Source organism: Halomonas sp. IOP_6, from assembly GCF_021151565.1.
Classification (GTDB): Bacteria; Pseudomonadota; Gammaproteobacteria; order Pseudomonadales; family Halomonadaceae; genus Vreelandella; species Vreelandella alkaliphila.
In genome coordinates, this window is sequence record NZ_JAIRBO010000003.1 from 20,826 (window position 1) to 42,578 (window position 21,753).

The window sequence follows — 21,753 nt, forward strand, 5'->3', positions numbered from 1 at the left end:
AACAGCCTTAGCGAAAACGGCGCTGAGACAGCAAATGGCGAACCAGCGGCGCTAAAATCAGCTCCATCGCTAACGACATACGCGCCCCAGGCACCACTAACGTGTGCGGGCGTGTCATAAATGAATCTTTGATCATCGCCAATAGCCAAGGAAAATCCACCGTTGAGGGATCCCTAAAGCGAATCACCACAAACGATTCTGCATCGGTCGGAATATCCTGAACCTCAAAGGGGTTCGACGTATCGACAGTGGGCACACGCTGGAAATTAATATGGGTACGCGAGAACTGCGGCTGAATGTAGCGCACGTAATCATCCATGCGCCCTAATATGGTATCGATGACCGCTTCCTGGGAATAACCGCGCAGCTTGGTATCACGATCAATTTTTTGAATCCATTCAAGATTCATGGTCGGTGCAACGCCGACTAACAAATCTACGTGACGAGCAATATCATACTCTTGTGTCACCAAGCCGCCATGCAGTCCTTCGTAAAAGAGCAGATCAGTACCACAAGGCAGTGACTGCCACTCAGTGAACGTCCCTACCCTATAACCTGCCTCAATTTTTTGCTTATCTTCTGCATGAATGTAGTGACGGAACGTACCCGCTCCATGCTCACCGTACTCAACAAAAAGCCCTTCAAGCCGATCAAGCAGATTAGCTTCTACTGCAAAGTGAGAAAGCTCATCTTTGCGTTCGGGCTCGTCACGAAAAATCCGCTGGAGATCATCACGGGTATAGCGGTGAAAGGCATCGCCGTCCACCATGGCAGCGTGCACATCTTCACGCAGGAACATGCGCTCAAAGCTGCGACGCACCGTCGTAGTACCCGCGCCTGAAGAGCCCGTGATGGCAATGATTGGATATTCCCGCGACATTAAGCACCTCTCTCCTGAGCAGTCGCGCGAGCAATCGCCTGCGCAACTTCATCAGGCACTTTGACAGGCCGCCCAGAAGAAAGGTCTAAAAGAAGCTGGTTAACCCGAGCAGTTGCCACCACCTTATCGGTTTCTGCATGACAAATGCGCTGATAAACCGTCAACGCTTTGCCTTGTGGCTCAGGGACAGCGGTTTCAATTACCAAAGCATCTGGCCAGCGCGCCTCACTCTGGTATTGAACGGCTAGGTCAGCAACAATGCTCGGGTAGCCTTTCATATCCCACTCAGGCAAACCTAGCGCAGCGAACGCATGCACGCGAGCTTCATGTAGCAGCGATACTAAAGCGTCATGCCCCAAGTGGCGACCGTAATTCATATCCGTGACGCGCACCGTTAAAGGATGCCGATGAATAATCGCTGCCGTGGGGAAATCTAGCGTGACACGCTCCATGCTTAGCTCCTTGTCAGTGGTGGTTTAGCTCCGGCGAGATCATCGCTGATCGCTATTTTTCTCGGGCGATAGCACGGAATGCGATATCACGGCGGAATTCAGCACCCTCCCAGTGAATCGCTTTAACCCCCTGGTATGCTTGCTGTTGAGCAGCAGATACTGTGTTGCCTAATGCGGTTACGCATAGCACTCGCCCGCCTGCGGTTACGATACTGCCGTCAGCAGCCTGAGTAGTGCCTGCATGGAATACTTTGCACTGCGCCTGGCCTGCCTGCTCCAAGCCATGAATGACATCGCCTTTGCGGTAACTGCCGGGATAGCCACCTGCCGCTATCACAACACCCACGGCTGCGCGGGAGTCCCACTCACACTGCTTATCGGCAAGCTCGCCCTTAGCGCCAGCCAAGCAAAGCGCGGCTAAATCTGACGTTAACCGCATCATGATTGGCTGAGTTTCGGGGTCACCAAAACGGCAGTTATATTCGATTACTTTTGGGTTGCCTTCAGCATCAATCATTAGGCCCGCATATAAGAAGCCGGTATATGCATTCCCCTCTTCCGCCATGCCCCGCACGGTGGGAAGTATAACCTGCTCCATGATGCGCTCGTCGATCTCTGGGGTTACCACCGGCGCCGGAGAGTAAGCTCCCATGCCGCCTGTATTGGGGCCGGTATCGCCGTCATAGGCACGCTTATGGTCTTGGCTAGTGGCCATCGGCACCACATTCTCACCATCAACCATGACGATAAAGCTGGCTTCTTCGCCTTCCAGAAATTCTTCGATAACAACGCGCGCACCCGCATCGCCAAATGCATTCGCCTCTAACATATCGCGAATAGCCGCTTCAGCTTCGGCTTCACTCATCGCTACAATGACACCCTTACCCGCCGCCAAGCCATCAGCTTTGATGACAATAGGCGCGCCCATCTCAGCTAAGTAAGCCAAGGCTGGCTCTACCGCTGTAAAGGTTTGATACGCGGCAGAAGGAATCTGGTGGCGTGCCAGAAAATCTTTAGTAAACGACTTAGAGCCTTCCAACTGTGCGGCGCGTTGTGAAGGCCCAAAAATTGTCAGGCCAGCCGCCTGAAAACGATCAACCACCCCTTCAACTAACGGCGCTTCTGGCCCTACGACTGTTAGCGCTACCTGCTCGCGCTGGGCAAACGCCACCAACGCGTCTAAATCTGTTGCTTCAATAGCTACGTTGATCAATTTAGGCTCAGTGGCAGTACCTGCATTACCTGGTGCTACAAACACCTGCTCGACGTCACTAGACTGCGCTAGTTTCCACGCCAGTGCATGCTCGCGACCACCGCCACCTATCATTAAAACGTTCATCATCATCCTTCTCAAACGGGAGTGCCTAGCTGAGATTAGCTGAAAGCGTAACTACGTTAATCGGCATATTATGCCACAACGACTCAACCAGCGGCGTCAGGAGCTTTTATCCGGCGTATCGTCATCGTCTGTTTGATTAGGCTGATTAAGCGTTTTTTGCCAAAAACGCATATTTTCTTCGGCCAGCTCACGCATGAACTCCATAGGAGAGTGGCGTATCGCTTGTTGCCACTGGCTTTGCATGCGCTTTTGCTGTTCCAGCATGAGCTGGGTGCCTTGCTCTAAATAACGTGCTAGCGGTAAAGGCGATGACATATCGTACACACGGATCAACTGAGCCAGCAGGTCATTTGAGAAAACTTCGGCTTCACTATCAGCCTGCTCTTGCTCGATAATGATCGACAGCAAAATGGTCCGCGTCAGGTCTTCACCGCTTTTTGCATCCTCGACGCGGAAGGGTTCTTCTTCAATAATCAAACGCCGCAGATCCTCAAGCGTCACGTAACGACTTTGTTGAGTATCGTACAACCTACGGTTGGCATATTTGCGAATTACGCGCACAGCGCATCTCCTTAAACGCGGTAGAGGCTTTGTCGCCGTTGCTGCTATTGTGCCTGCAACATGCGCCTATGCAAGCCAGCTTAACGGATTAGTACCGTTAGGCGTGTCTTCCTTATGACCAATAGACGACAATCATGAATCTTATTCTGCTTGATCCGAGCGAAGTGAAGGGAGCTTATGCTTACCTTACTGACACACGACGTATCACCCATTTACGCGAGGTGCACCGCGCTTGTGTAGGGGACTACTACACAGTCGGCCTACAGGGTGGCAAGATGGGGAAAGCGCAGTTAACTGAACTGCTCGATACTCAGGCAACCTTTACGCTGGACAACCTGAATGAGCCTCCCCCGCCGCCCCTACCAGTACACTTAGTATTAGCGCTTCCTCGCCCCAGAATGCTGGCACGTACCTTAGAGCATGTCACGGCTCTTGGCGTAAAAAATATTACACTGCTACACAGTAAACGGGTGGAAAAAAGCTACTGGCAGTCCCCAGAACTCCGTACAGAAAAAATTCATCACCACTTAGTGCTTGGCCTGGAACAAGCGCGAGACACACAGTTGCCTAATGTGACGTTGTGCAAAGGCTTTCGCCCCTTTTTAGAAGAACAACTGTCCGAGCTACTCAAAGATCGACGCGGGCTGGTGGCACACCCTGGCATGCCGAATGCCTGCCCACGAAATATTGATGGAGAAGTACTGCTTTTCGTTGGGCCGGAAGGCGGCTTTATACCATGGGAAGTTGAAAAACTACTTGAGGCAGGCTGCGAGGGCATGCACCTAGGCCCTCGCATCTTACGGGTAGAAACTGCCGTGACCGCGCTTTTATCACGACTTTTTTAATCGCTGATTAGCCCCGTATGCAGCATAACGAGACTGATATGCTCAGAGAGCCCTGATCAGGACTGCTCATCTTCTGGGTCGTGGGGAACATAGGCCGCATCGTCCCCACATTCAGGGTCTTGAAGGAAGGTATCGCGCACATCTAATAACCCTAGGTGGCTAATTGTGCGACGCCCCAAGAGCAGTGGGTAGATCATCTCTTCACGATCTCGCAGACTAAACTGCTCTTCATATACCGTATTGCCCATGCAAACATCCATTAGCACCACTGGACGTTCATCACGGCCACCTGCGCCACGCACCGCTAACTCTCGATAGAGGGGACGCTCAATTCGATCGCTAAACGTTTCACCGCTTTCCTGATCTTCGAGCTTCAGGCGGAAGCGAACCCACTCCTCCCCGTCTTTCTCGAACATCTCAATATTACGCGCGTCTAACGAAGAGGTTAGCGCGCCACTGTCTAGCTTCGCTTTTACAGCGATACCCCACGGTTCAATTGAGGCATTTTCAACCCAACCAAACACTTTATCTTCTGCTTGGATGGCTGTGCTCACTGACAATGTACTGACCATTACACTGGCAGCCAGCACACCTAAAAAAGTTTTTCCCATTAGCTTTCGTCCTTGGTGAGAAGTTTGCCTAGCGTGAGACATTTGACTCGCTAAAGAGACTCATCGAAACGAAACATTAACGCAGCCGTTCTAACAGCGCCTGAGTGGCAAAACCATCGGGCGTAAGCCCTTGGTCACGCTGAAAAGCACGTAGGCCCTCACGCGTATTAGGCCCCATGATGCCGTCCGCAGTACCCACCGAATATCCAGCACTATTTAGGCGTTGCTGTAGGGTACGCACATCATCACGTGTCAGTGGTGCCTGATCTCTGGGCCAGGACTGGGCTATGCCGTCACGCCCCGCAATAGCATCCGCCAAGGTAGACACGGCTAACGCATAACTAGTTGCGTTGTTATAGCGCAAAATTGCCCGAAAATTAGGCCCTACTAAAAATGCTGGGCCATTTGCTCCTGCTGGGACAATGACCGCAGCGCTATCGAACGCGGGCAGCTCACCACTCAATGCGCGAACGCCTTGTGCTGCCCATTCAGCACTGCTACGACGTTGCGTTTGTGAGTAATCGAAGGAGTCAGGCAAGTTCACTTCAACGCCCCAAGGCTGACCAGCTTGCCACCCTGCCCTCGCAAGGTAGTTAGCCGTAGAAGCCATAACATCAGGAATACTGCCCCAAATGTCTCGGCGGCCGTCATTGTCGCCATCCACGGCATAGGCTTCAAAACTGCTAGGTATAAACTGCGTGTGCCCCATGGCACCAGCCCAAGAGCCTTTCATTTGATCGGCAGCAATATCACCTTGGTCGATAATACGTAACGCAGCTAACAGCTCACCTCGTGCGAAATCACGCCGACGACCGTCGTAGGCAAGTGTTGCCAGTGACTCAAGTGTCGAGAAGTCACCAAAATTACTGCCGTAGTTACTTTCGATACCCCAAATAGCGACGATGACTTCCGCGGGAACACCATAACGCTGCTGCATTTGTTGCGCGGTATCACGGTGAGCCGCAAGCTTCTCTAGACCGTTATTAATCCGTGTGCTGGAAACCGCTGTGTCTAGGTATTGCCAAATGGGACGAACAAACTCTGGCTGATACTGATCAAGCTCAATGACGCGTTCACGATAGCGAAGACCATCGAAAGCAGAGGCAAGGGTTGCCTCACTGATACCCTGCTGAGCAGCATAGCGACGAAAATCAGCCAACCACTGGTTAAAGTTGGCATAGCTAACTTGTTCTGCCGCCTGTGCATCCACCTCGCTCATCAGTTGCTGATTAGCGACTGCATTTGTGCTTAATGCCCCACTGCCTGCTGCGAGTGCAAACGATAAATACAATGCAGGGCGAATACTCACTGAACCTTTAACTTTCAAAGACATAGCATTAATCTCTTGGCAATCCTTGGCGTGCGTCCGATAATGGCTCAGAAATAGCTTAGATACTAGCCCTACCTACCTAGCCGCAGCAAAACAATCAGATGAAACACCACCACGACGCAAGTCAGTACACAACGAAGCTTAAGATACCAACGTGGAAATCCTTCTCGGCCATCACGGCTGATATCATAGCCACCGATTAGAACAAATCCTGCCAGTAATACCCATAGCCCAGTCATGACGTTGAACATTAACGCAGGCCAAGCGATTAAGCTGGGCACCATTGCAATGATCAAACGTCGGGTATTACCTGGGCGAGGCACTTGAAGAGCACTCCCCCAATGAACGCCACCCAAAAAAGACAGAATAACTGCACTGTAATAGCTAAACGCGTATACCGCCGTTACCTGCCATACAGGAGGTGCCCACCAGGCTAGGAGCCCTCCAGCAATAAAGGGTACTAAACCCGCAAGGCCTAGAAACCAAGCAACGCGGCGGTCACTACTTATCTCACTCATATTGCACAACCTATCTTTTGGGCTCTATCGTCCGTGTTTGAGTGAAATCTTACTCATCCGTTTCTTGAAGCTCTGTTTTAGCCACTAGCCAACGCTCCCACTCAGCGGGCTCTACGCAAGGTGCATCAAACTTAGAAGACGCTACTCGCCAGGGTTGGTGTCGCTCCATTCCTAACGGAAGCGAATCCAGCTCAGGCAGCCAATAGGCAACGTAAAGCCCGTTTGGATCATAATGCCCTGCTTGCTTCAGCACATTAAAGTAACGGTCTTGGCGGGGATCACGACCAACACCGGCAATATAACGCCAGTTGCCCCAGTTACTCGCCACATCGTAATCAATCAGGCAGCGCTCAAACCACGATGCACCAAGGCGCCAATCGACGTTTAGATCTTTCACTAGAAAACTGGCGACATTTTGGCGTGCTCGATTAGATATCCACCCGGTAACTTTCAGTTCTAGCATGGCAGCGTCTATAAATGGCACGCCGGTTGTAGCGTTGCGCCACGCATCAAAAGCACTGTTAGCGGGCGGTAACTCTTCATGACCAAATAATGCAGCACCTTCCAGTTGAGCCGCTCGATGGAAATAATCTCGCCACATTAATTCAAAAATAATCCAATAACTTGATTCACAGCTTCCGTGAACGGCCTCCCAGTTTTTTACTTCTTGGTACGCTTGGCGAGCGGATAAACAACCTCGCGCCAGCCACGGTGAAAAACGTGTGGAAAAATTAGCCCCCAATAAGCCATTGCGGGTTTTCTTGTAAGATTCCGCGCCGTTTTGCCGCCAGAGATACTGTTGTAAACGATCACTAGCCGCCGACTCACCTCCCACAAATACAAAGCCCTGGCGATTATCAGGCTGCCAGACAGCACTCTCTTCGCATACTGCCTTGAGCGGGGGAAACCCTCGGGGAGCAGATTCTGGCCAGGGTGGTAGTGTCACTGGCGCTGGCAAGGGCGCTAAAAACGTACAATGCTTTTCAACACGTCGCCGAAATGCCGAAAAGCTGGGCGGCAACTCATTCAATGCAAAGGGAAGCTCGTCTTCGTCAATTAAATAACCGCTATCAGCACAAAATAACTGACAGGCCGGCGGGAGCTGGTCAGCGACCCGCGCAATATGCTGTGACTCTTCATACCCAGAATGCGCTGCCACACGTACTTCTCTTGCACCAAGCATGGCAGCAGTCTCTAGCACGATGCTGGCAGGATCACCGATGCGGACTAGCAAATCACTGCCACGCTGCAGCAGCTCGCCACGTAACTCCATCAAACTTTGCCATAAAAAGCGTATCCGAGCAGGCCCCAGCCTGGGAGAAGCATCACCCGCAATCGAACTTTCAAACCATCTCTGGTCTAGCACATAGAGACAAAGCATCTGCTCAGGAGGGGAGTCAAAATTCAACAAGGGATTATCAGCTATCCGCAAATTATCCTGAAGCCATACAATATCAGTCGTGCTGCTCATGCATTTGCCTCCTTGGTGCGTTGGACTGCTTAGCTTCGCGACGGCAGCGTTCACTGCAATGGCGCACTTCATCCCAGCAACGCGCCCACTTTTTCCGCCAAGTAAAAGGACGCTGGCATTGCACACAGTATTTTTGCGGTAAATCCTGCTTACGTCGCATACACTCCATCTCGCTGCCTAACACTTACACGGCACGCATCAAAAACATAGACACATTATCCTTCACGGTATAACTATTGTACATAGATAAACATGCGTGTTTTTAACGTCATGTTTTTTCCTGAGCCCCCTTTCCTACTGTTTACCCGATTTTTTTCACGCTTATCTCTGCAACTTTTCCCCAAAGCACTGCAAATAAAAAAAGCCATCCTGGCTGGATGGCTTTTCGAACAGGTACTGGAGCAGCAATTAATAACTATGAAAAAGAGTGTGATACGAGATAAAGCACCGCAAGTCCTGGTCAATCAGGGTCTGTGGCGCGAGGATGCCGTTTGGCATTTTCATGGGTTTCTAGGCCACTTTTAAGCTCATGAGTAAGCGGGTCATAATTGGGTCTCAGCTCATCCTTAACGGTACCGCTCCAGAGGCGCGAGCCAACAAAGTAACCAGCCCTGCCAATCACATGGGCAGCAATCGGTGCCGTTATTAAAATAAACACAATAATCGCGAACGAGCGCGCAACCACACCAACTTCGGCAAAATGCATGGCCGATGCCAGCATAATTAAAATAACGCCAAGCGCTGCAGCCTTAGTGGTCGCGTGCATGCGGGTCAGCAGATCCGGCAGCCGCAACAAACCGATAGCCGCCAGCAACATAAAGCTTGACCCCGTTATCAATAGCGCGCCTTTGATAAATTCAATCATCTCGCGGTCCTCCACGTTCCAGAAAGCGTGCAAACCCAATCGCGGCTAAAAAACCCATCAGAGCGATCACGATTGCCGCATCTAGGAAACTCGCCACACCCGATTGAATAGCATAAACACCCACCAGCCCCACCACGGTAGTGGAAAACAATTCAAGCGCAACAACACGATCAGGTAAACTAGGGCCACGAACGACACGTACGAAAGTAAGTACAAGCGTCAGCCCCATAATTATCTGGCTTATCAGAATAACGGTATCCATTAACGAAATAACTCCAATGCACGGTGCTCCATCTCTTTTAAGTTATTTCGAAGCTCTTCTTCATCATCTAAAAACATCGCGTGAATATAGAGCACCTTTCGATCGTCAGAGACATCAAGGCTCAACGTGCCAGGCGTTAGCGAAATCAGGTTAGCGACGATAGTAATTTCCATTTCCGTGCGCGCCGAGAGAGGCAGCGCAATAACACCGGGCTTCATGTGCCAGGGAGGGGTCAATATATCGAAGGCGACGCGCAGATTTGCCCGCACCAACTCCTTAATAAAAAAACCAATAAAACCAATAATTCGTGGCACACGAGCGGGGTAGCCTTTTAACGCGTCGACTTGAGGTTCAATTAACAGCAACGCAATATAGCCAAAAATCATTCCGACCAGCAGATTAAGTCCGGAAAAATCGCCACTTAGTAGTACCCAGGCTAACCCGAGCAGAAGGTTCCAAATCGCACCAGTCATGGGGCATCCTCCGCACGGTCACCTATAATCTCCGCCTGCAACTCACCCCGGTCAAGCAGCGCATCTTCAGCACTAGCAGAGACTCCCAGCACAGCTTCAATATAACCTGATGGGGACATTAGCTGATCACCAATAAGCATCATCACCTGCATGATAGCTTCTGCGAAAACACCGATTAACAACGACATCATGGCCAGCACAGCGACGGGTGTATACATCATCCACAGGCTTGGTTTTAGTAATCGACCATCATCACCGACGGAGGTTTGTGAGGCGGGCACTTTATTTTCTTCTGGCAACGCTTTCCAAAACACGTCATTCCAAATTTTCACCATGGAATAAAGTGTCATGAGCCCTACTGCCAACGCAAAACCTGTTGCTACATACGCCTCCGCCTCCAGGCCAGCACGAACCAGCACAAACTTGGCAAAGAAACCTGATAGTGGAGGAATGCCCGCCAGCGAAAATGCTGAGATAAAAAACGCCACGGCTAACCAAGGGCGTTCTCGGTAAAGCCCACCCATCTTCTTAAGCTGATAAGTGCCTTGCAAACGGTGGGTAATACCGCTGATTAGGAACAGGTTCGTTTTAACAATAATGTTATGCACGATAGCAAATACACCGCCTGCAATCGCCAGCGGTGTATACAGCGCCAAACCAAGGATCATGTAGCCAATCTGGCTCACAATGTGAAATGAGAGGATCCGTCGGAACTCATACTGAGCGGCAGCGCCAAGCACGCCTGTAACCATCGTCAACACAGCGCCCCAAAGCATAATGTCCTGCAGATACCCCATCGTTTGGTCAAAAATAAGAGTGAACACGCGGAACAACGAATACACCCCCACCTTTGTCAGCAGACCAGCAAACAACGCCGATACCGCTACTGGCGGCGTGTGATAAGAAGCAGGCAGCCAGAAAAAGAGCGGAAAAGCGGCTGCTTTAATACCAAAAGCTACCATAAACATAACGGCAAGCACTTCGACCATTCCGCTGTGCTCAGCCTCGTCCATACGCAGCGCAATGTCGGCCATGTTTAGCGTGCCTACCGTGCCATACAATAGCCCCACAGCCGTTAAAAAAATCACCGAAGCCAACAGGTTCAACGTGACGTATTTAATTGCGCCTTCCATCTGCGCCCGTTCACCGCCCAGAATCAATAGCGCAAACGAAGCAACCAGCATAACCTCAAACCAAACATATAAATTGAAGATATCACCGGTTAAAAAGGCCCCTGCCACACCTGCTAACAACAAATGCATCAGCGGGTAATAGCCAAATTTTTCATGCCCCCGCCCTGTGGTGGCCAGCGAATAAATCCCCATTGCCAAACCAATGATCCCCGTCATTAAAATCATAACGGCACTCAACATATCGGCAATGAGCGTAATCCCAAACGGAGCTGGCCAGCTGCCCATCTGCATAGTGATGTAACCATCAGCTAGCACGGCGACAAACAGCCATACACTCACCAGTAGCAGCGCGACATTACCTGCTACCGCAATGAAACGTTGAACGGGTCGAGAACGCCAAAAAAGTAATGAAAGTGCGCCAGAAAGCAGTGGCAATAGGACGGGCAGTGCAACTTCAGGCCTCACGTGTCGGTATCCTTCATTTTGTCCAGATCATCTGCTTTTACAATTTCGTAGGCGCGGCGAATTAACACAACAGCAAATGCCAGCACCCCAAATGCAATGACAATCGCCGTCAATACAACAGCTTGAGGCAGCGGGTCGGCTACTTCACCTAATGGCTGTAGCATACCTTCCGGTATTAATGGTGGGGCGCCGCGCGTCATGCCTGCGGTAGTGAAAATCAGCAAATTAGCAGCGTTCGACAGCAGCAGTAGACCAATCACCAATTTCACAATAGAGCGACGTAACATCATAAAGATTGCGGCAGCGTAGAGTAGCCCAATTGCTAGTGCCATTAGCGGTTCCATACGGAGCCTCCTGATGCATTAGGGTTCATCCTTATCCACCTCCATCAGCGCCATCACCATGCCCATCACCGAGCCAAGAACGGCAAAGTACACCCCTACATCGAAAATGAGCGGTGTAGATGCTTTAAAATCGATCACGGGGATAGTCCACCACTGAGCGGTTAAAAACGGCTGGCCCATGAACCAAGCAGGCACCACCGAAATCATCCCCAACAATAGCCCTGCCCCAATTAAGTCGCGTGGGTCGACCATACGCAGCACCTCTTTGGTGGCACTGACACCAAAGGCAAACAGATAGAGAGTGAAAGCCCCTGCTGCTACTAGCCCAGCAATAAATCCACCACCGGGCTCATCGTGCCCACGCAGCAATAGGAAAATTGAAAACATCAGTTGTAGCGGCATCAAAAACCGCGCCGCAGTGTTGAGAATAATGGTGCCGGATTTAACCATCGTACGGCTCCTTAACACTGGCTTTCTCGCCGTTTTCGCCTTCTACTGATTTGCTTTCATTTTCGCCGTGGCGCAGTTTAAGCATGGCGATAACCCCTATAGCGGCAAGTGCAAGCACAAACATCTCGCCTAACGTGTCGAGTGCTCGATAGTCCACCAAAATGACGTTAACGATGTTGCGACCATAAGCCAGGGGCGCACTGTTCTCTACCATGTACATTGAAATAGGCTCAAACTGATTAATACTCCAAGCGGTCATAATCAGTAGAAAAATCAATATTCCCATCATTGCGGCCACTGCGCCGTCACGAATACGCTCCAAGGTTGTGGAAAGGTTTGAAAAACGCGGCAGCCTGAAGAGCACTAAGACCAACAAGATAACGGTCATGGTCTCAACCAACAGTTGGGTAATGCCTAAATCAGGTGCACTAAAGAGAATAAAAATCAGCGCAATCGAGAACCCCATAATGCCGACCGATACCACAGCACCAAGGCGTGAACGAGAAATAGTGGCAAACAAAGCCCCCATCACCATGGTGCCAGCGACAATTACCTCATGGAAGCGCACGTCCAGCGTCAGCGCCAGTTGAGGCGCATGGCGCACAAGTATTGAGTTGCCAATCAAGGCAATCAGCACCACCAGCATGACGAGAATATAGTTGCGCATATAGCCGTTTTGCAGCAGGCGTGTTTGCCATTCAGAAAAGCGCACAATACCGTTCATTAAACCTTCGTAACCCGCTTCGGGGCCATGCCGCATCGCTGGTGCCAGCATTGCCAGCTTGCTACGCACACCATCCCAGCGCTTAAACAGTAAAAAGCCTAGCCCAAGACTGGCAATCGACATGATCAGCGCCATATTGATGCCATACCAAAGCGATAATGACACTTGCAGCGGCTCACCTACCACCGCTGTCGCCGCTGACGTAAGCAGCGCATCAGCACCAAGCATGGCTGGCGCCAGCCCTAACACAAGTGAACCAAGCGCCAATACAGCGGGCCCAATCAACATACTAAAAGGCGCTTCATGGGGTGTTTTGGGTGTTTCAATTTGCCGACCATAGAAGGGGCGGAAGGCGATAATGGCAGCCACTGCAATCGTCAAAATAGCGGCCAGGAAAGCAAACAGGACTAACAACATATCGAAGCGCTCCGCCCCCAGCGCTGCCTCTAGCATTAGCTCTTTACCAATGAAGCCAAATAGCGGTGGCACGCCTGCCAACGACAGTGCCGCGACAAAAGCAATCACCGCAGTGATTGGCATGGCAGACCTCAAGCCGCCCATTGCGGTGACATCTTTGGTGCCTGTCTCATGGTCCAGAATACCGGCGACCATAAACAGTGCCCCTTTGTACATTGAGTGGGCAAGCAAGAACGTTACAAATGCCGTCATGGCGTACTCAGAACCAATGCCCAGCAACATAGTTAGCGTGCCAAGCGCCATAATGGTGGAATAAGCCAACAGCTTTTTAATATTGGTGTGATGAATCGCTAAGAAGGCGCCTGTCAGCATGGTAATCGCACCGACGACCGACAGTATTCCGATCCATAGCGCTGTGCCACCCAATTCAGGGTGTAAGCGCGCCAGCAAGTAAATACCCGCTTTGACCATGGTGGCCGAGTGGAGGTATGCCGACACTGGCGTTGGCGCCGCCATGGCGCTGGGTAACCAAAAATGAAAAGGAAACTGGGCTGATTTTGTGAATGCCCCCAGCAGCAAGCAAATGAGCATCGGGGTATAAAGCGAATGTTCACGCAGATCGCTTTCCATTTGGCCAATCTCATAAAACGACCAGCTTCCGCTTGCCCCCCCTAACAGCACCAGACCTGCCATCAGCGCCAAACCACCGGCAACCGTTACAAAAAGCCCCTGACGTGCGGATTTTCTTGCCTCCATATCGGTATGGTTAAAGCCAATCAGCAAATAAGAGGTGATGCTGGTAAGTTCCCAGAATACGAAAAGCGTAAGCAATCCATCGGCAAGCACTAGCCCCAACATAGAGGCCATAAACGCAACAAGCGCTAAATGAAAGCGTGCAATATCCGTATGGCCTTTGAGATAACCACCAGCATAGATCAACACGAAAGTGCCGATAACGGTAATCAACAGCCCAAATAACAGTGACAGCCCATCAAGCAGGAAGCTCAGGCTAATGCCTAAGGATGGCACCCAAGACCACTCCAACAGAAGTGACCCTTCACTCATAACAATAGGTGCCTGACTGAACAGCCAGATAGCCATTAAGGCAGGAAACAGCGCCAGTACGAGGCTCGTCCGTTCTCCAAACCAGCGGTTGAGCATAGGCGACGACGCTGCCAGCACAAAGCCCATTAATACAGCGAATTGCATCCGGTGGTTTCTCCCTATAAGAACGTGTCAGTTAACCCCAAGGCAGTAGCAAGACCAAAACGGCCCTAAGCGTTGAATAAATGTGATTATTAATGCACAAACCTTATACCAAGGTTGATTACGTTTCTATAAAACTAGTCACCCATAAAAAAAGCCGCCTTAGTTGAGCACTTTTGGGGTGCAGTTCACTTTGGCGGCTTTTGACAAAACGCGCTATTAAGAAGCGGACAGCCACCCCGCCAACTCGTTGTTAACAACCGCTAGCAGGGCATCAATGTGATCGTCTCGATCATTCAGGCAAGGAATATAACTAAACGTCTCCCCTCCTGCTTCCATAAAGCTATCGTGAATCTCTTCTTTGATCTCTTCCAGCGTTTCAACACAATCGGAAGAGAAAGCAGGCGACATAATCGCAATATGCTTGTGCCCTTGCTTGGCAAGTTCAGCCACATGATCGACGGTTTGCGGGCCAACCCACTTTTCTGGGCCAAACTGAGACTGAAAGGCGGTGTCTACTTCCTCTTTGCTTAGCCCCAGTTTTTCACGCATCAAACGCGTCGTTTTCTGACATTGGCAATGGTAGGGGTCACCTTCTAATAAGTAACGTTCGGGGACGCCGTGGTAGCTTGCTACCAGTTTCGTCGGACGCGTTTCAAAACCTTCATAAGCTTCCTGAACTGAATTCGCCAGCGCCTGAATATAGGCGGGATGCTCAAAATAAGCGGGCACCGTACGAATATAGGGCTGCCATTTCATTTTCATCAACGTACGAAATGCCTGATCATTTGCCGTTGCGGTCGTAGGCGAGCCGTACTGGGGATAAAGCGGGAAGAAAACAATCCGCTCACACCCCTTCTCTTTCATGCGGTTGAGAACACTTTCAGTCGACGGATTGCCATAGCGCATACAGAAATCAACTTCGACGCTATCGCCGTAGAGCGCTTTCAAACGTGCAGCCATTTTTTCAGTTTGGGCACGCGTCGTCGTTAACAACGGACTCTCGTTCTTCTCGTTGTTCCAAATACTTTTATAAGCGTTACCAGAAGAAAAAGGACGTTTGGTCAAAATAATTAGTTGTAAAAGCGGCTGCCACTTCCAATTAGCGTAATCAACAACACGCTTATCGGACAAAAACTCACTAAGGTAGCGCCGCATAGACCAATAGTCGGTTGCGTCCGGGGTGCCCAAGTTAGCCAACACCACGCCGACTTTTGCAGGGGGAACGGCAGGATGATCACTTGGCGCATGGACCAAGCGCCCTTCTCCCGGCTGATCTTTCACAACGCTATCGACCATGTCGCTAACTCCTCGGATACTTTAAATAGTTGGCAAAATCTTAACACTTTTCGGCAAAGTTGCGGCATAAAGTTATACTATCAACATTATTTGTATAACTGCAGGCCAACTCATGTCGAAGCCTTTACTGTTAGTCCTTGGTGATCAGCTTTCGCTTTCATTGGCAACCCTGCGCAATGCGCCAACTGACGCAGTCATCGCTCTTTGCGAGGTCGCCGAAGAAGCGCGCTATGTGCCTCACCATATACATAAAGTCGGCTTGTTTATGGCCGTCATGCGGCACTTTGCTCAAGCGCTGCGCGATAAAGGCTACAACGTTCACTACAGCCGCATTGATGATGCTGACAATACCCAGTCACTCATCACGGAAGCTGAACGTATTGCCACTCAGTACGGTTGCCATGAAGTGCGTGTAGCAAGACCTGGTGAATGGCGACTTTGGGATGCCATGCAACAGCGCCAAGCAGCCGCCCTACCCTGGAAAGTGATCGAAGATGATCGCTTTTTCAGCTCGCCTGATGACTTTGCCAACTGGGCTAAAGGACGTAAACAGCTGCGTCTGGAGTATTTCTATCGGGAGCAGCGCAAACGAACTGGGCTACTGATGGAGGGCGATACACCTGCTGGAGGAAAATGGAACTTTGATCACGACAACCGTGAGCCGATTCAAGCAATGCTCAGCTTTCCATCGCCTCCCACCCATCGCCAAGATGCACTGACCCAGGAAGCGCTCAATGATGCCAAGCAGCATTTTAGCGAACACATGGGATCCCTGGATAACTTCAACCTCCCCGTCACCCGCCGACAGGCGCTGGTGGATTTAAACCACTTCCTTGACCATGGGTTGGCCGACTTTGGGCGCTACCAAGATGCGATTAGCGATAAAGAACCGTTCCTTTTTCACTCCAGACTATCGGCGGCGCTCAATATCGGCCTGCTTACACCTCATGAAGTCTGTGAAGCCGCTGAGCAGCGCTACCTAACAGGTCATGCGCCTATCAATGCAGTCGAAGGATTCATTCGTCAAATACTGGGTTGGCGAGAGTATGTTCGAGGGCTTTATTGGACACAAATGCCGACTTACAAGCGAGAGAATCGACTTGGCTTTGAGCGAGAATTACCAGCATTTTACTGGGATGGCAATACCGATATGCGCTGTTTACAGCGCGCCATTCAAATGACCATCGATAACAGCTACGCCCACCATATTCAGCGTTTGATGGTAACCGGCAACTTTGCCCTACTGTGCGGTGTTAAGCCTGAAGCACTCTGTGACTGGTATCTAGCGGTGTATGCCGATGCCTGCGAATGGGTAGAGCTGCCCAACACCTTAGGCATGGTACTGCACGCTGACGGCGGCTTAATGGGCTCCAAACCTTACTGCGCTTCAGGTAAATATATCGACAAAATGTCTGACCACTGCCAGCACTGCCGCTACTCTCCAAAACAGGTAACAGGTCCAAAGGCGTGTCCGTTTAACAGCCTTTACTGGCACTTTCTGGAAACCAACGCTGAACAGCTGAACCGCAATCCGCGCATGAAGTTGATCTATGGCTCACTCTCTCGCATGAAAGACGAAAAGCGTGACGCGATGCGTCAGCAGGCTGAACAGTTTCTTGCTTCACTACCCACCAGTCCAGGCTACGGCCAGACCTCCCACACACAAGGCTATCTATCAAAGGGCACTCAATGAGCCGTTTCTCTACGCTTCACGCAACGTCACCTGTCACGCTATATCACGATGGTCACTGCCCTTTTTGCCGCGTGGAAGTCGCCTGGCTTGCAAAGCATCGCCATCAAGAACGTGTCACGCTAGTGGATATTCAGAGCAGTGATTTCAATGCAGCCGATGTAGGACGCAGATTTGACGACATGATGGGGCTGCTGCATGTTAAAGATAGCCAAGGAAATTGGTATATCGGGATGGATGCCAGCCGGGCCCTCTATGCGGTACTGGGCTACCGGTGGCTAGTATGGCTTTCTTGCTTACCAGGCCTGCGAGGAGTAATGGATGCAGGCTATCGTTTTTTTGCCCGTCGCCGTGTACGGCTAGGGCGATGGTGGGAGAAGCGTCACGCAAACAAGTGAGGACGCCATAGGATGTTGCAATGCTTGTAGTGTTAAAACACTAGCGGCATACGTGATGTTAACGGCGAACTGTAATGAGCATCGCGTCCAATCACTTCATCCTGGGGTACATGCTGCACTAAGTAAGCACGGTGAATCCCAGCACGCTTTAGCTCAAGATAAACATCATCTAGCGAGCGAAACAGCATTGGCTTACCGCGCTGGGTCAACATATGCCGCTCGCCCTCTACATCTTCAAGCTCTAGTTGATAAAAGCGGCTGCCCGAATGCGTGATAACGCGTATTTCAAAATTATCGTGACCCGCAACAAATTGCTTCAGTTCTTTAAGTTCCATGGCTCCCTCCTGTGATTGTTCATCATCATGGGGCACAGCATGACGATACCCCATGACAATTTTATTACCTTGGCACTAACTGCCTATGACGGCAACATCACAAAAGAGTTCCTGACCAAAACGTCAACTTATTCGTCGAATTATTGATACTCAGAGGGGTCGATTGCTTTACCTAACGAATTGCGATCTATCCAGTTACCGCCTTTAGTTTCCTTGTAACGGAAAACTACTTTATCGCCTACCGTTACCGGTAGTTCTGAATCTTCAGTTTGGTAGCTATATTTTTCCCCTTCCACTACCAGGAAGTAACGGTAGAGGTCAGGCATTCCCAACCACTCTTTAAATGGCCCTTCTCGCTCTAGTGACTGCAGTTCCCCACGGCCTTCCAGCTTAGGAAGACGCTTACGGTTACCACGTCTAAAACCACCTGCCATTTGCTACTCCTGTCTATCTGCTTGGTCGGGGAGGAGCATTATACGTTCTCCCCCCTAACGCTCAAGTTAATCACCGAACGCTTCGCCATAGCTATCGGGCGCAAGGTCTTCGAAGCGTGTGTATTTACCAATAAAGGCCATATGTACCGTACCGATAGGCCCGTTACGCTGTTTACCAATAATCAGCTCGGCAATCCCTTGGTTGTCAGGATTGTCAGGGTTATACACCTCATCTCGGTAAACAAACGCAATGACGTCGGCATCCTGCTCAATCGCGCCGGATTCACGCAGATCCGACATGACAGGACGCTTGTTGGGGCGCTGCTCCAACGAACGGTTAAGCTGTGAAAGTGCTACAACAGGGCATTGAAACTCTTTTGCCAGCCCTTTTAGCGAGCGGGAAATCTCCGATATCTCACCGGTACGGTTTTCAGAGAAGCCAGGAATCTGCATTAGCTGCAGATAGTCAATCATGATGAGCGCCATATTGCCGTGCTCACGCACCACTCTGCGCAGGCGTGAGCGCATTTCATTAGGCGAAAGCGCCGCAGTATCATCAATAAATAACTGCTTGTCTTTGAGCAGGTTGACCGCTGATGTCAGCCGCGGCCAATCTTCATCTTCCAACTGCCCCGAACGCACACGGGTTTGATCAATCCGACCCAACGAAGAGAGCATACGCAGCATCAGAGATTCCGCGGGCATCTCCATGGAGAACACCATCACCGGCTTATCGCTAGCAATAACCGCATGCTCCACCAAATTCATGGCAAAAGTGGTTTTACCCATTGACGGGCGGCCCGCGATAATCACCAAATCTGAGGGCTGTAAGCCTGAAGTCATTTCATCGAGGTCACGAAACCCCGAGGAGAGCCCTGTCATTTCACCCTTTAGGTTGAACAGCTCATCAATGCGATCAACGGCTTTGGTTAGCAGTTCACTCATGCCGATAGGACCGCCCGTTTTCGGCCGCTCTTCGGCAATCTGAAAGACTAGTCGCTCAGCTTCGTTAAGCAGCTCATCAGCAGGACGGCCCTGCGGGGAAAACGCCCCGTCAGCAATTTGATTGGCCGCACGGATTAATTTGCGCAGCGTTGCCCGCTCGCGAACGATATCCGCATAAGCACGAATATTACTGGCAGAAGGCGTGTTGCGGGCCAGCTCAGCTAAGAATGCCAAACCACCCACCGTATCCAACTGATCACGCGCTTCTAATGCCTCTGACAGCGTTATAACGTCAAGCGGCTGCCCGGATTCGGCCAAATGAATCATCACATTGAATACCAAGCGATGCTCATAGCGGTAAAAATCATCCGCCACCAACCGTTCCGAAACATTGTCCCAGGCTTGGTTATCCAACATTAGCCCACCTAGCACCGACTGCTCCGCCTCAAGAGAGTGCGGCGGCAGCTTTATCGCTGCCGTTTCCTGATCAGCAGAAGGCTGGTCCTGCATAGTGAGCTCCTTAATCATAAAGCGTAGCCAATAACGATGACTATCTTAGCGGGACAATCTCAAACCCACCATAAGCGACCTATCTACGCCAAGCGACGTTCAAAAAAATTCGACCCACACCTCAAACGTTTTTGACCGCGCTTAGAACGGTTTAGATTAAAAAGACAAAGGGCGCGGGAAGACCCGCGCCCTTTGAGGCGTCAGCGTTGGCGAGAGCGTTTACTCTGCGACAACAACCACGCGAACAACAGCATCTACTTCTGCATGCAGGTGTAGAGCGATGTCGTATTCGCCAGTTTGGCGAATCGGACCTTGCGGCATACGTACTTCGCTCTTGGCAACTTCGATGCCAGCAGAGGAAATAGCGTCGGCCAAGTCACGAGGACCGATAGAACCGAACAGTTTGCCTTCATCGCCTGCTTTAGAAACCAACGACAATTCGATGTCGTTAAGCTGCTCAGCACGCGCTTCAGCTTCTGCTTTACGCTCAGCGGCTTGGGCTTCAAGCTCAGCACGCTGGGCTTTGAATGCTTCAACGTTATCTTTGGTTGCCGGCACGGCTAGGCCGTAAGGAACCAAATAGTTACGACCATAACCGGGCTTTACAGTGACTTTGTCACCCAGGCCGCCCAGCTTACCAATGTTGTCGAGCAGAATGACTTCCATCTCGTAAACCTCTTGTCAGTTGCTGCGGGCAAGGCGTGCGCGAACGTTCGCGAATGTATCAATCAGCCCCAACAGCAGCACAATGAGAATCGTGGGCCAGGTCGTGATCAGCAGCACATAAAATGCCACCAGCCACAGCCCGTTCATCCCCTTTATTCCAATAAACCCATGCACTAGCGCAATGCCAGCTACCAGCAGTGGAATCCAACCAAGCATTGCCAGAGCGTGCGCTCCCAACACCATACCCCCCACACCAAGCACGACTAAAACAGCCAGCTCTTTGGGCGATAGGCGCAGTGCGTGAAACTCTTCGCGGAAGCCGCCTGGGTTATAAAGCCCAGCTTGCCAGCTTCGCGCCAAAGCCAAACACGCAATAGCGGCCAACAATACCACCAAGCCTGTTACACCACCGATCACCATAGCGGCGAGCGTGGGTGCATCAATACCTTGGTTAGCAAATTCTGTCAGCATGCGATCAATCTCAGTAGAGCTTGCTCGCAGTTGCTCCAGCATCAACTCTGTTCCACCTGGCGGTATAAAGATGCCGAGTTGAACCATAACCGCTGCCGCCAATGCGCCAACGATTAACGCTTCACTCCAACGCATCCTCTCACGCAGGATAACCGCCATCAGCGTTACTAGCAGTACGCTAGCAAGTGGAATGACGTCACCTTGAGACCACCAGAAACCCGCAGGTAGTGCAGCAGCGATAATTACCGGAAGCGCAGGTGCAAAACCTTTGCGTAAGGTAACTAGCGCGGCGATGGCTGCCCCTAACCAGAACAGCCAAGGCACTAGCGTCGCTAACGCCGCCCCGCCAATGGCATAGGGCGTGCTCCGCATGAGCCATCTCGCCAGTGCCAGCATCACGTTAAACGCTTACTGATGGCTATCGGAGTAGGGCAGCAGTGCCAGGTAACGCGAACGCTTGATAGCAGTCGCCAACTGACGCTGATAGCGTGCTTTGGTGCCGGTGATACGGCTCGGAACGATCTTGCCGGTTTCGGTGATGTAAGCCTTCAGCGTATCGAGATCTTTGTAGTCGATCTGCTTGACGCCTTCAGCAGTGAAGCGGCAAAACTTACGGCGACGGAAAAAACGTGCCATGGACTAGCTCCTTAAAACGTGCG

The 21,753-nt window shown here is 51.1% G+C and carries 26 protein-coding genes; 3 read left to right on the plus strand and 23 right to left on the minus strand.

Annotated elements, in window-relative coordinates; genetic code table 11:
- Nucleotides 1-7: 7 nt before the first annotated feature.
- From K7H08_RS06265 to phaR, 4 genes are all read right to left on the minus strand, one after another.
- Nucleotides 8-880 (minus strand): phosphoribulokinase, encoded by an 873-nt coding sequence (locus K7H08_RS06265; protein ID WP_038476906.1) that lies wholly within the window; start codon nt 878-880, stop codon nt 8-10.
- Nucleotides 880-1,332: an acyl-CoA thioesterase gene (locus K7H08_RS06270; RefSeq protein ID WP_095603808.1), complete on the minus strand. Its 453-nt coding sequence runs from the start codon at nt 1,330-1,332 to the stop codon at nt 880-882. Before K7H08_RS06270 ends, K7H08_RS06265 begins: the two co-directional genes overlap by 1 nt.
- 52 nt (nt 1,333-1,384) lie before the next feature.
- Nucleotides 1,385-2,671, minus strand: coding sequence for a phosphoribosylamine--glycine ligase (gene purD, locus K7H08_RS06275; protein WP_120386612.1), 1,287 nt, complete (start codon nt 2,669-2,671; stop codon nt 1,385-1,387).
- Nucleotides 2,672-2,767: 96 nt separating this feature from the next.
- A complete protein-coding gene (phaR, locus tag K7H08_RS06280; protein WP_038476915.1) occupies nt 2,768-3,232 on the minus strand; it encodes a polyhydroxyalkanoate synthesis repressor PhaR in 465 nt (154 codons plus the stop codon).
- A 134-nt stretch (nt 3,233-3,366) separates the two neighbouring features.
- On the opposite strand from phaR, the gene K7H08_RS06285 reads away from it, so the two are divergent.
- Nucleotides 3,367-4,077: a 16S rRNA (uracil(1498)-N(3))-methyltransferase gene (locus K7H08_RS06285; protein WP_095603810.1), complete on the plus strand. Its 711-nt coding sequence runs from the start codon at nt 3,367-3,369 to the stop codon at nt 4,075-4,077.
- Nucleotides 4,078-4,133: 56 nt separating this feature from the next.
- Here K7H08_RS06285 and rloA3 read toward each other — a convergent pair whose 3' ends face one another.
- From rloA3 to hemH, 13 genes are all read right to left on the minus strand, one after another.
- Nucleotides 4,134-4,688, minus strand: coding sequence for a retropepsin-like aspartic peptidase RloA3 (gene rloA3 / locus K7H08_RS06290; protein WP_038476921.1), 555 nt, complete (start codon nt 4,686-4,688; stop codon nt 4,134-4,136).
- Between the two features lie 76 nt (nt 4,689-4,764).
- Entirely contained in the window at nt 4,765-6,021 is a 1,257-nt protein-coding gene (locus tag K7H08_RS06295) for a lytic murein transglycosylase (protein WP_038476924.1), read from the minus strand.
- A 68-nt stretch (nt 6,022-6,089) separates the two neighbouring features.
- Nucleotides 6,090-6,536, minus strand: a complete 447-nt coding sequence (locus K7H08_RS06300) for a DUF3429 domain-containing protein (RefSeq protein ID WP_038476927.1) — start codon at nt 6,534-6,536, stop codon at nt 6,090-6,092.
- A 49-nt stretch (nt 6,537-6,585) separates the two neighbouring features.
- On the minus strand, nt 6,586-8,007 hold the full coding sequence (locus tag K7H08_RS06305; RefSeq protein WP_120386611.1) for a DASH family cryptochrome: 1,422 nt from the start codon (nt 8,005-8,007) through the stop codon (nt 6,586-6,588).
- On the minus strand, nt 7,991-8,176 hold the full coding sequence (locus K7H08_RS06310; RefSeq protein ID WP_084183572.1) for a DUF2256 domain-containing protein: 186 nt from the start codon (nt 8,174-8,176) through the stop codon (nt 7,991-7,993). The genes K7H08_RS06305 and K7H08_RS06310 overlap by 17 nt, the downstream gene beginning before the upstream one ends.
- 291 nt (nt 8,177-8,467) lie before the next feature.
- Nucleotides 8,468-8,872 (minus strand): monovalent cation/H(+) antiporter subunit G, encoded by a 405-nt coding sequence (gene mnhG / locus K7H08_RS06315; RefSeq protein WP_038476932.1) that lies wholly within the window; start codon nt 8,870-8,872, stop codon nt 8,468-8,470.
- The gene (locus K7H08_RS06320) at nt 8,865-9,134 is read right to left on the minus strand and encodes a monovalent cation/H+ antiporter complex subunit F (RefSeq protein ID WP_120386609.1); all 270 of its coding nucleotides are present in this window, start codon (nt 9,132-9,134) and stop codon (nt 8,865-8,867) included. Before K7H08_RS06320 ends, mnhG begins: the two co-directional genes overlap by 8 nt.
- Nucleotides 9,134-9,607 carry a Na+/H+ antiporter subunit E gene (locus K7H08_RS06325; RefSeq protein ID WP_038476938.1) on the minus strand — a complete coding sequence of 158 codons (474 nt, stop codon included), beginning with the start codon at nt 9,605-9,607 and terminating at the stop codon, nt 9,134-9,136. Before K7H08_RS06325 ends, K7H08_RS06320 begins: the two co-directional genes overlap by 1 nt.
- Complete coding sequence (locus K7H08_RS06330) at nt 9,604-11,205, minus strand: Na+/H+ antiporter subunit D (protein WP_231657487.1); 1,602 nt, start codon at nt 11,203-11,205, stop codon at nt 9,604-9,606. The genes K7H08_RS06325 and K7H08_RS06330 overlap by 4 nt, the downstream gene beginning before the upstream one ends.
- Nucleotides 11,202-11,549, minus strand: a complete 348-nt coding sequence (locus K7H08_RS06335) for a Na+/H+ antiporter subunit C (protein WP_009721692.1) — start codon at nt 11,547-11,549, stop codon at nt 11,202-11,204. The genes K7H08_RS06330 and K7H08_RS06335 overlap by 4 nt, the downstream gene beginning before the upstream one ends.
- Before the next feature lie 18 nt (nt 11,550-11,567).
- Nucleotides 11,568-11,999, minus strand: a complete 432-nt coding sequence (locus K7H08_RS06340; RefSeq protein WP_038476947.1) for a Na+/H+ antiporter subunit B — start codon at nt 11,997-11,999, stop codon at nt 11,568-11,570.
- The gene (locus tag K7H08_RS06345; protein WP_038476950.1) at nt 11,992-14,349 is read right to left on the minus strand and encodes a putative monovalent cation/H+ antiporter subunit A; all 2,358 of its coding nucleotides are present in this window, start codon (nt 14,347-14,349) and stop codon (nt 11,992-11,994) included. Before K7H08_RS06345 ends, K7H08_RS06340 begins: the two co-directional genes overlap by 8 nt.
- 216 nt (nt 14,350-14,565) lie before the next feature.
- Nucleotides 14,566-15,645, minus strand: coding sequence for a ferrochelatase (gene hemH, locus K7H08_RS06350; protein ID WP_038476953.1), 1,080 nt, complete (start codon nt 15,643-15,645; stop codon nt 14,566-14,568).
- A 112-nt stretch (nt 15,646-15,757) separates the two neighbouring features.
- Here hemH and K7H08_RS06355 point away from each other — a divergent pair, with 112 nt between their 5' ends.
- Together K7H08_RS06355 and K7H08_RS06360 are read left to right on the plus strand one after the other, a co-directional pair.
- Nucleotides 15,758-17,338, plus strand: a complete 1,581-nt coding sequence (locus K7H08_RS06355; RefSeq protein WP_231657488.1) for a cryptochrome/photolyase family protein — start codon at nt 15,758-15,760, stop codon at nt 17,336-17,338.
- A complete protein-coding gene (locus K7H08_RS06360; RefSeq protein ID WP_038476959.1) occupies nt 17,335-17,733 on the plus strand; it encodes a thiol-disulfide oxidoreductase DCC family protein in 399 nt (132 codons plus the stop codon). Before K7H08_RS06355 ends, K7H08_RS06360 begins: the two co-directional genes overlap by 4 nt.
- Before the next feature lie 32 nt (nt 17,734-17,765).
- Here the strand turns inward: K7H08_RS06360 and K7H08_RS06365 are convergent, their stop codons facing one another.
- The 6 genes from K7H08_RS06365 to rpsR form a co-directional block, all read right to left on the minus strand.
- A complete protein-coding gene (locus tag K7H08_RS06365) occupies nt 17,766-18,068 on the minus strand; it encodes a DUF6482 family protein (protein ID WP_038476962.1) in 303 nt (100 codons plus the stop codon).
- 140 nt (nt 18,069-18,208) lie between these two features.
- Entirely contained in the window at nt 18,209-18,502 is a 294-nt protein-coding gene (locus K7H08_RS06370; protein WP_009721685.1) for a hypothetical protein, read from the minus strand.
- Between the two features lie 66 nt (nt 18,503-18,568).
- Entirely contained in the window at nt 18,569-19,957 is a 1,389-nt protein-coding gene (gene dnaB, locus K7H08_RS06375) for a replicative DNA helicase (RefSeq protein ID WP_009721684.1), read from the minus strand.
- Nucleotides 19,958-20,176: 219 nt separating this feature from the next.
- Entirely contained in the window at nt 20,177-20,623 is a 447-nt protein-coding gene (gene rplI, locus K7H08_RS06380; protein ID WP_038476968.1) for a 50S ribosomal protein L9, read from the minus strand.
- A 15-nt stretch (nt 20,624-20,638) separates the two neighbouring features.
- A complete protein-coding gene (locus K7H08_RS06385) occupies nt 20,639-21,490 on the minus strand; it encodes a hypothetical protein (RefSeq protein WP_089039381.1) in 852 nt (283 codons plus the stop codon).
- A 12-nt stretch (nt 21,491-21,502) separates the two neighbouring features.
- A complete protein-coding gene (gene rpsR / locus K7H08_RS06390) occupies nt 21,503-21,730 on the minus strand; it encodes a 30S ribosomal protein S18 (protein ID WP_009097135.1) in 228 nt (75 codons plus the stop codon).
- Nucleotides 21,731-21,753 lie beyond the last annotated feature (23 nt).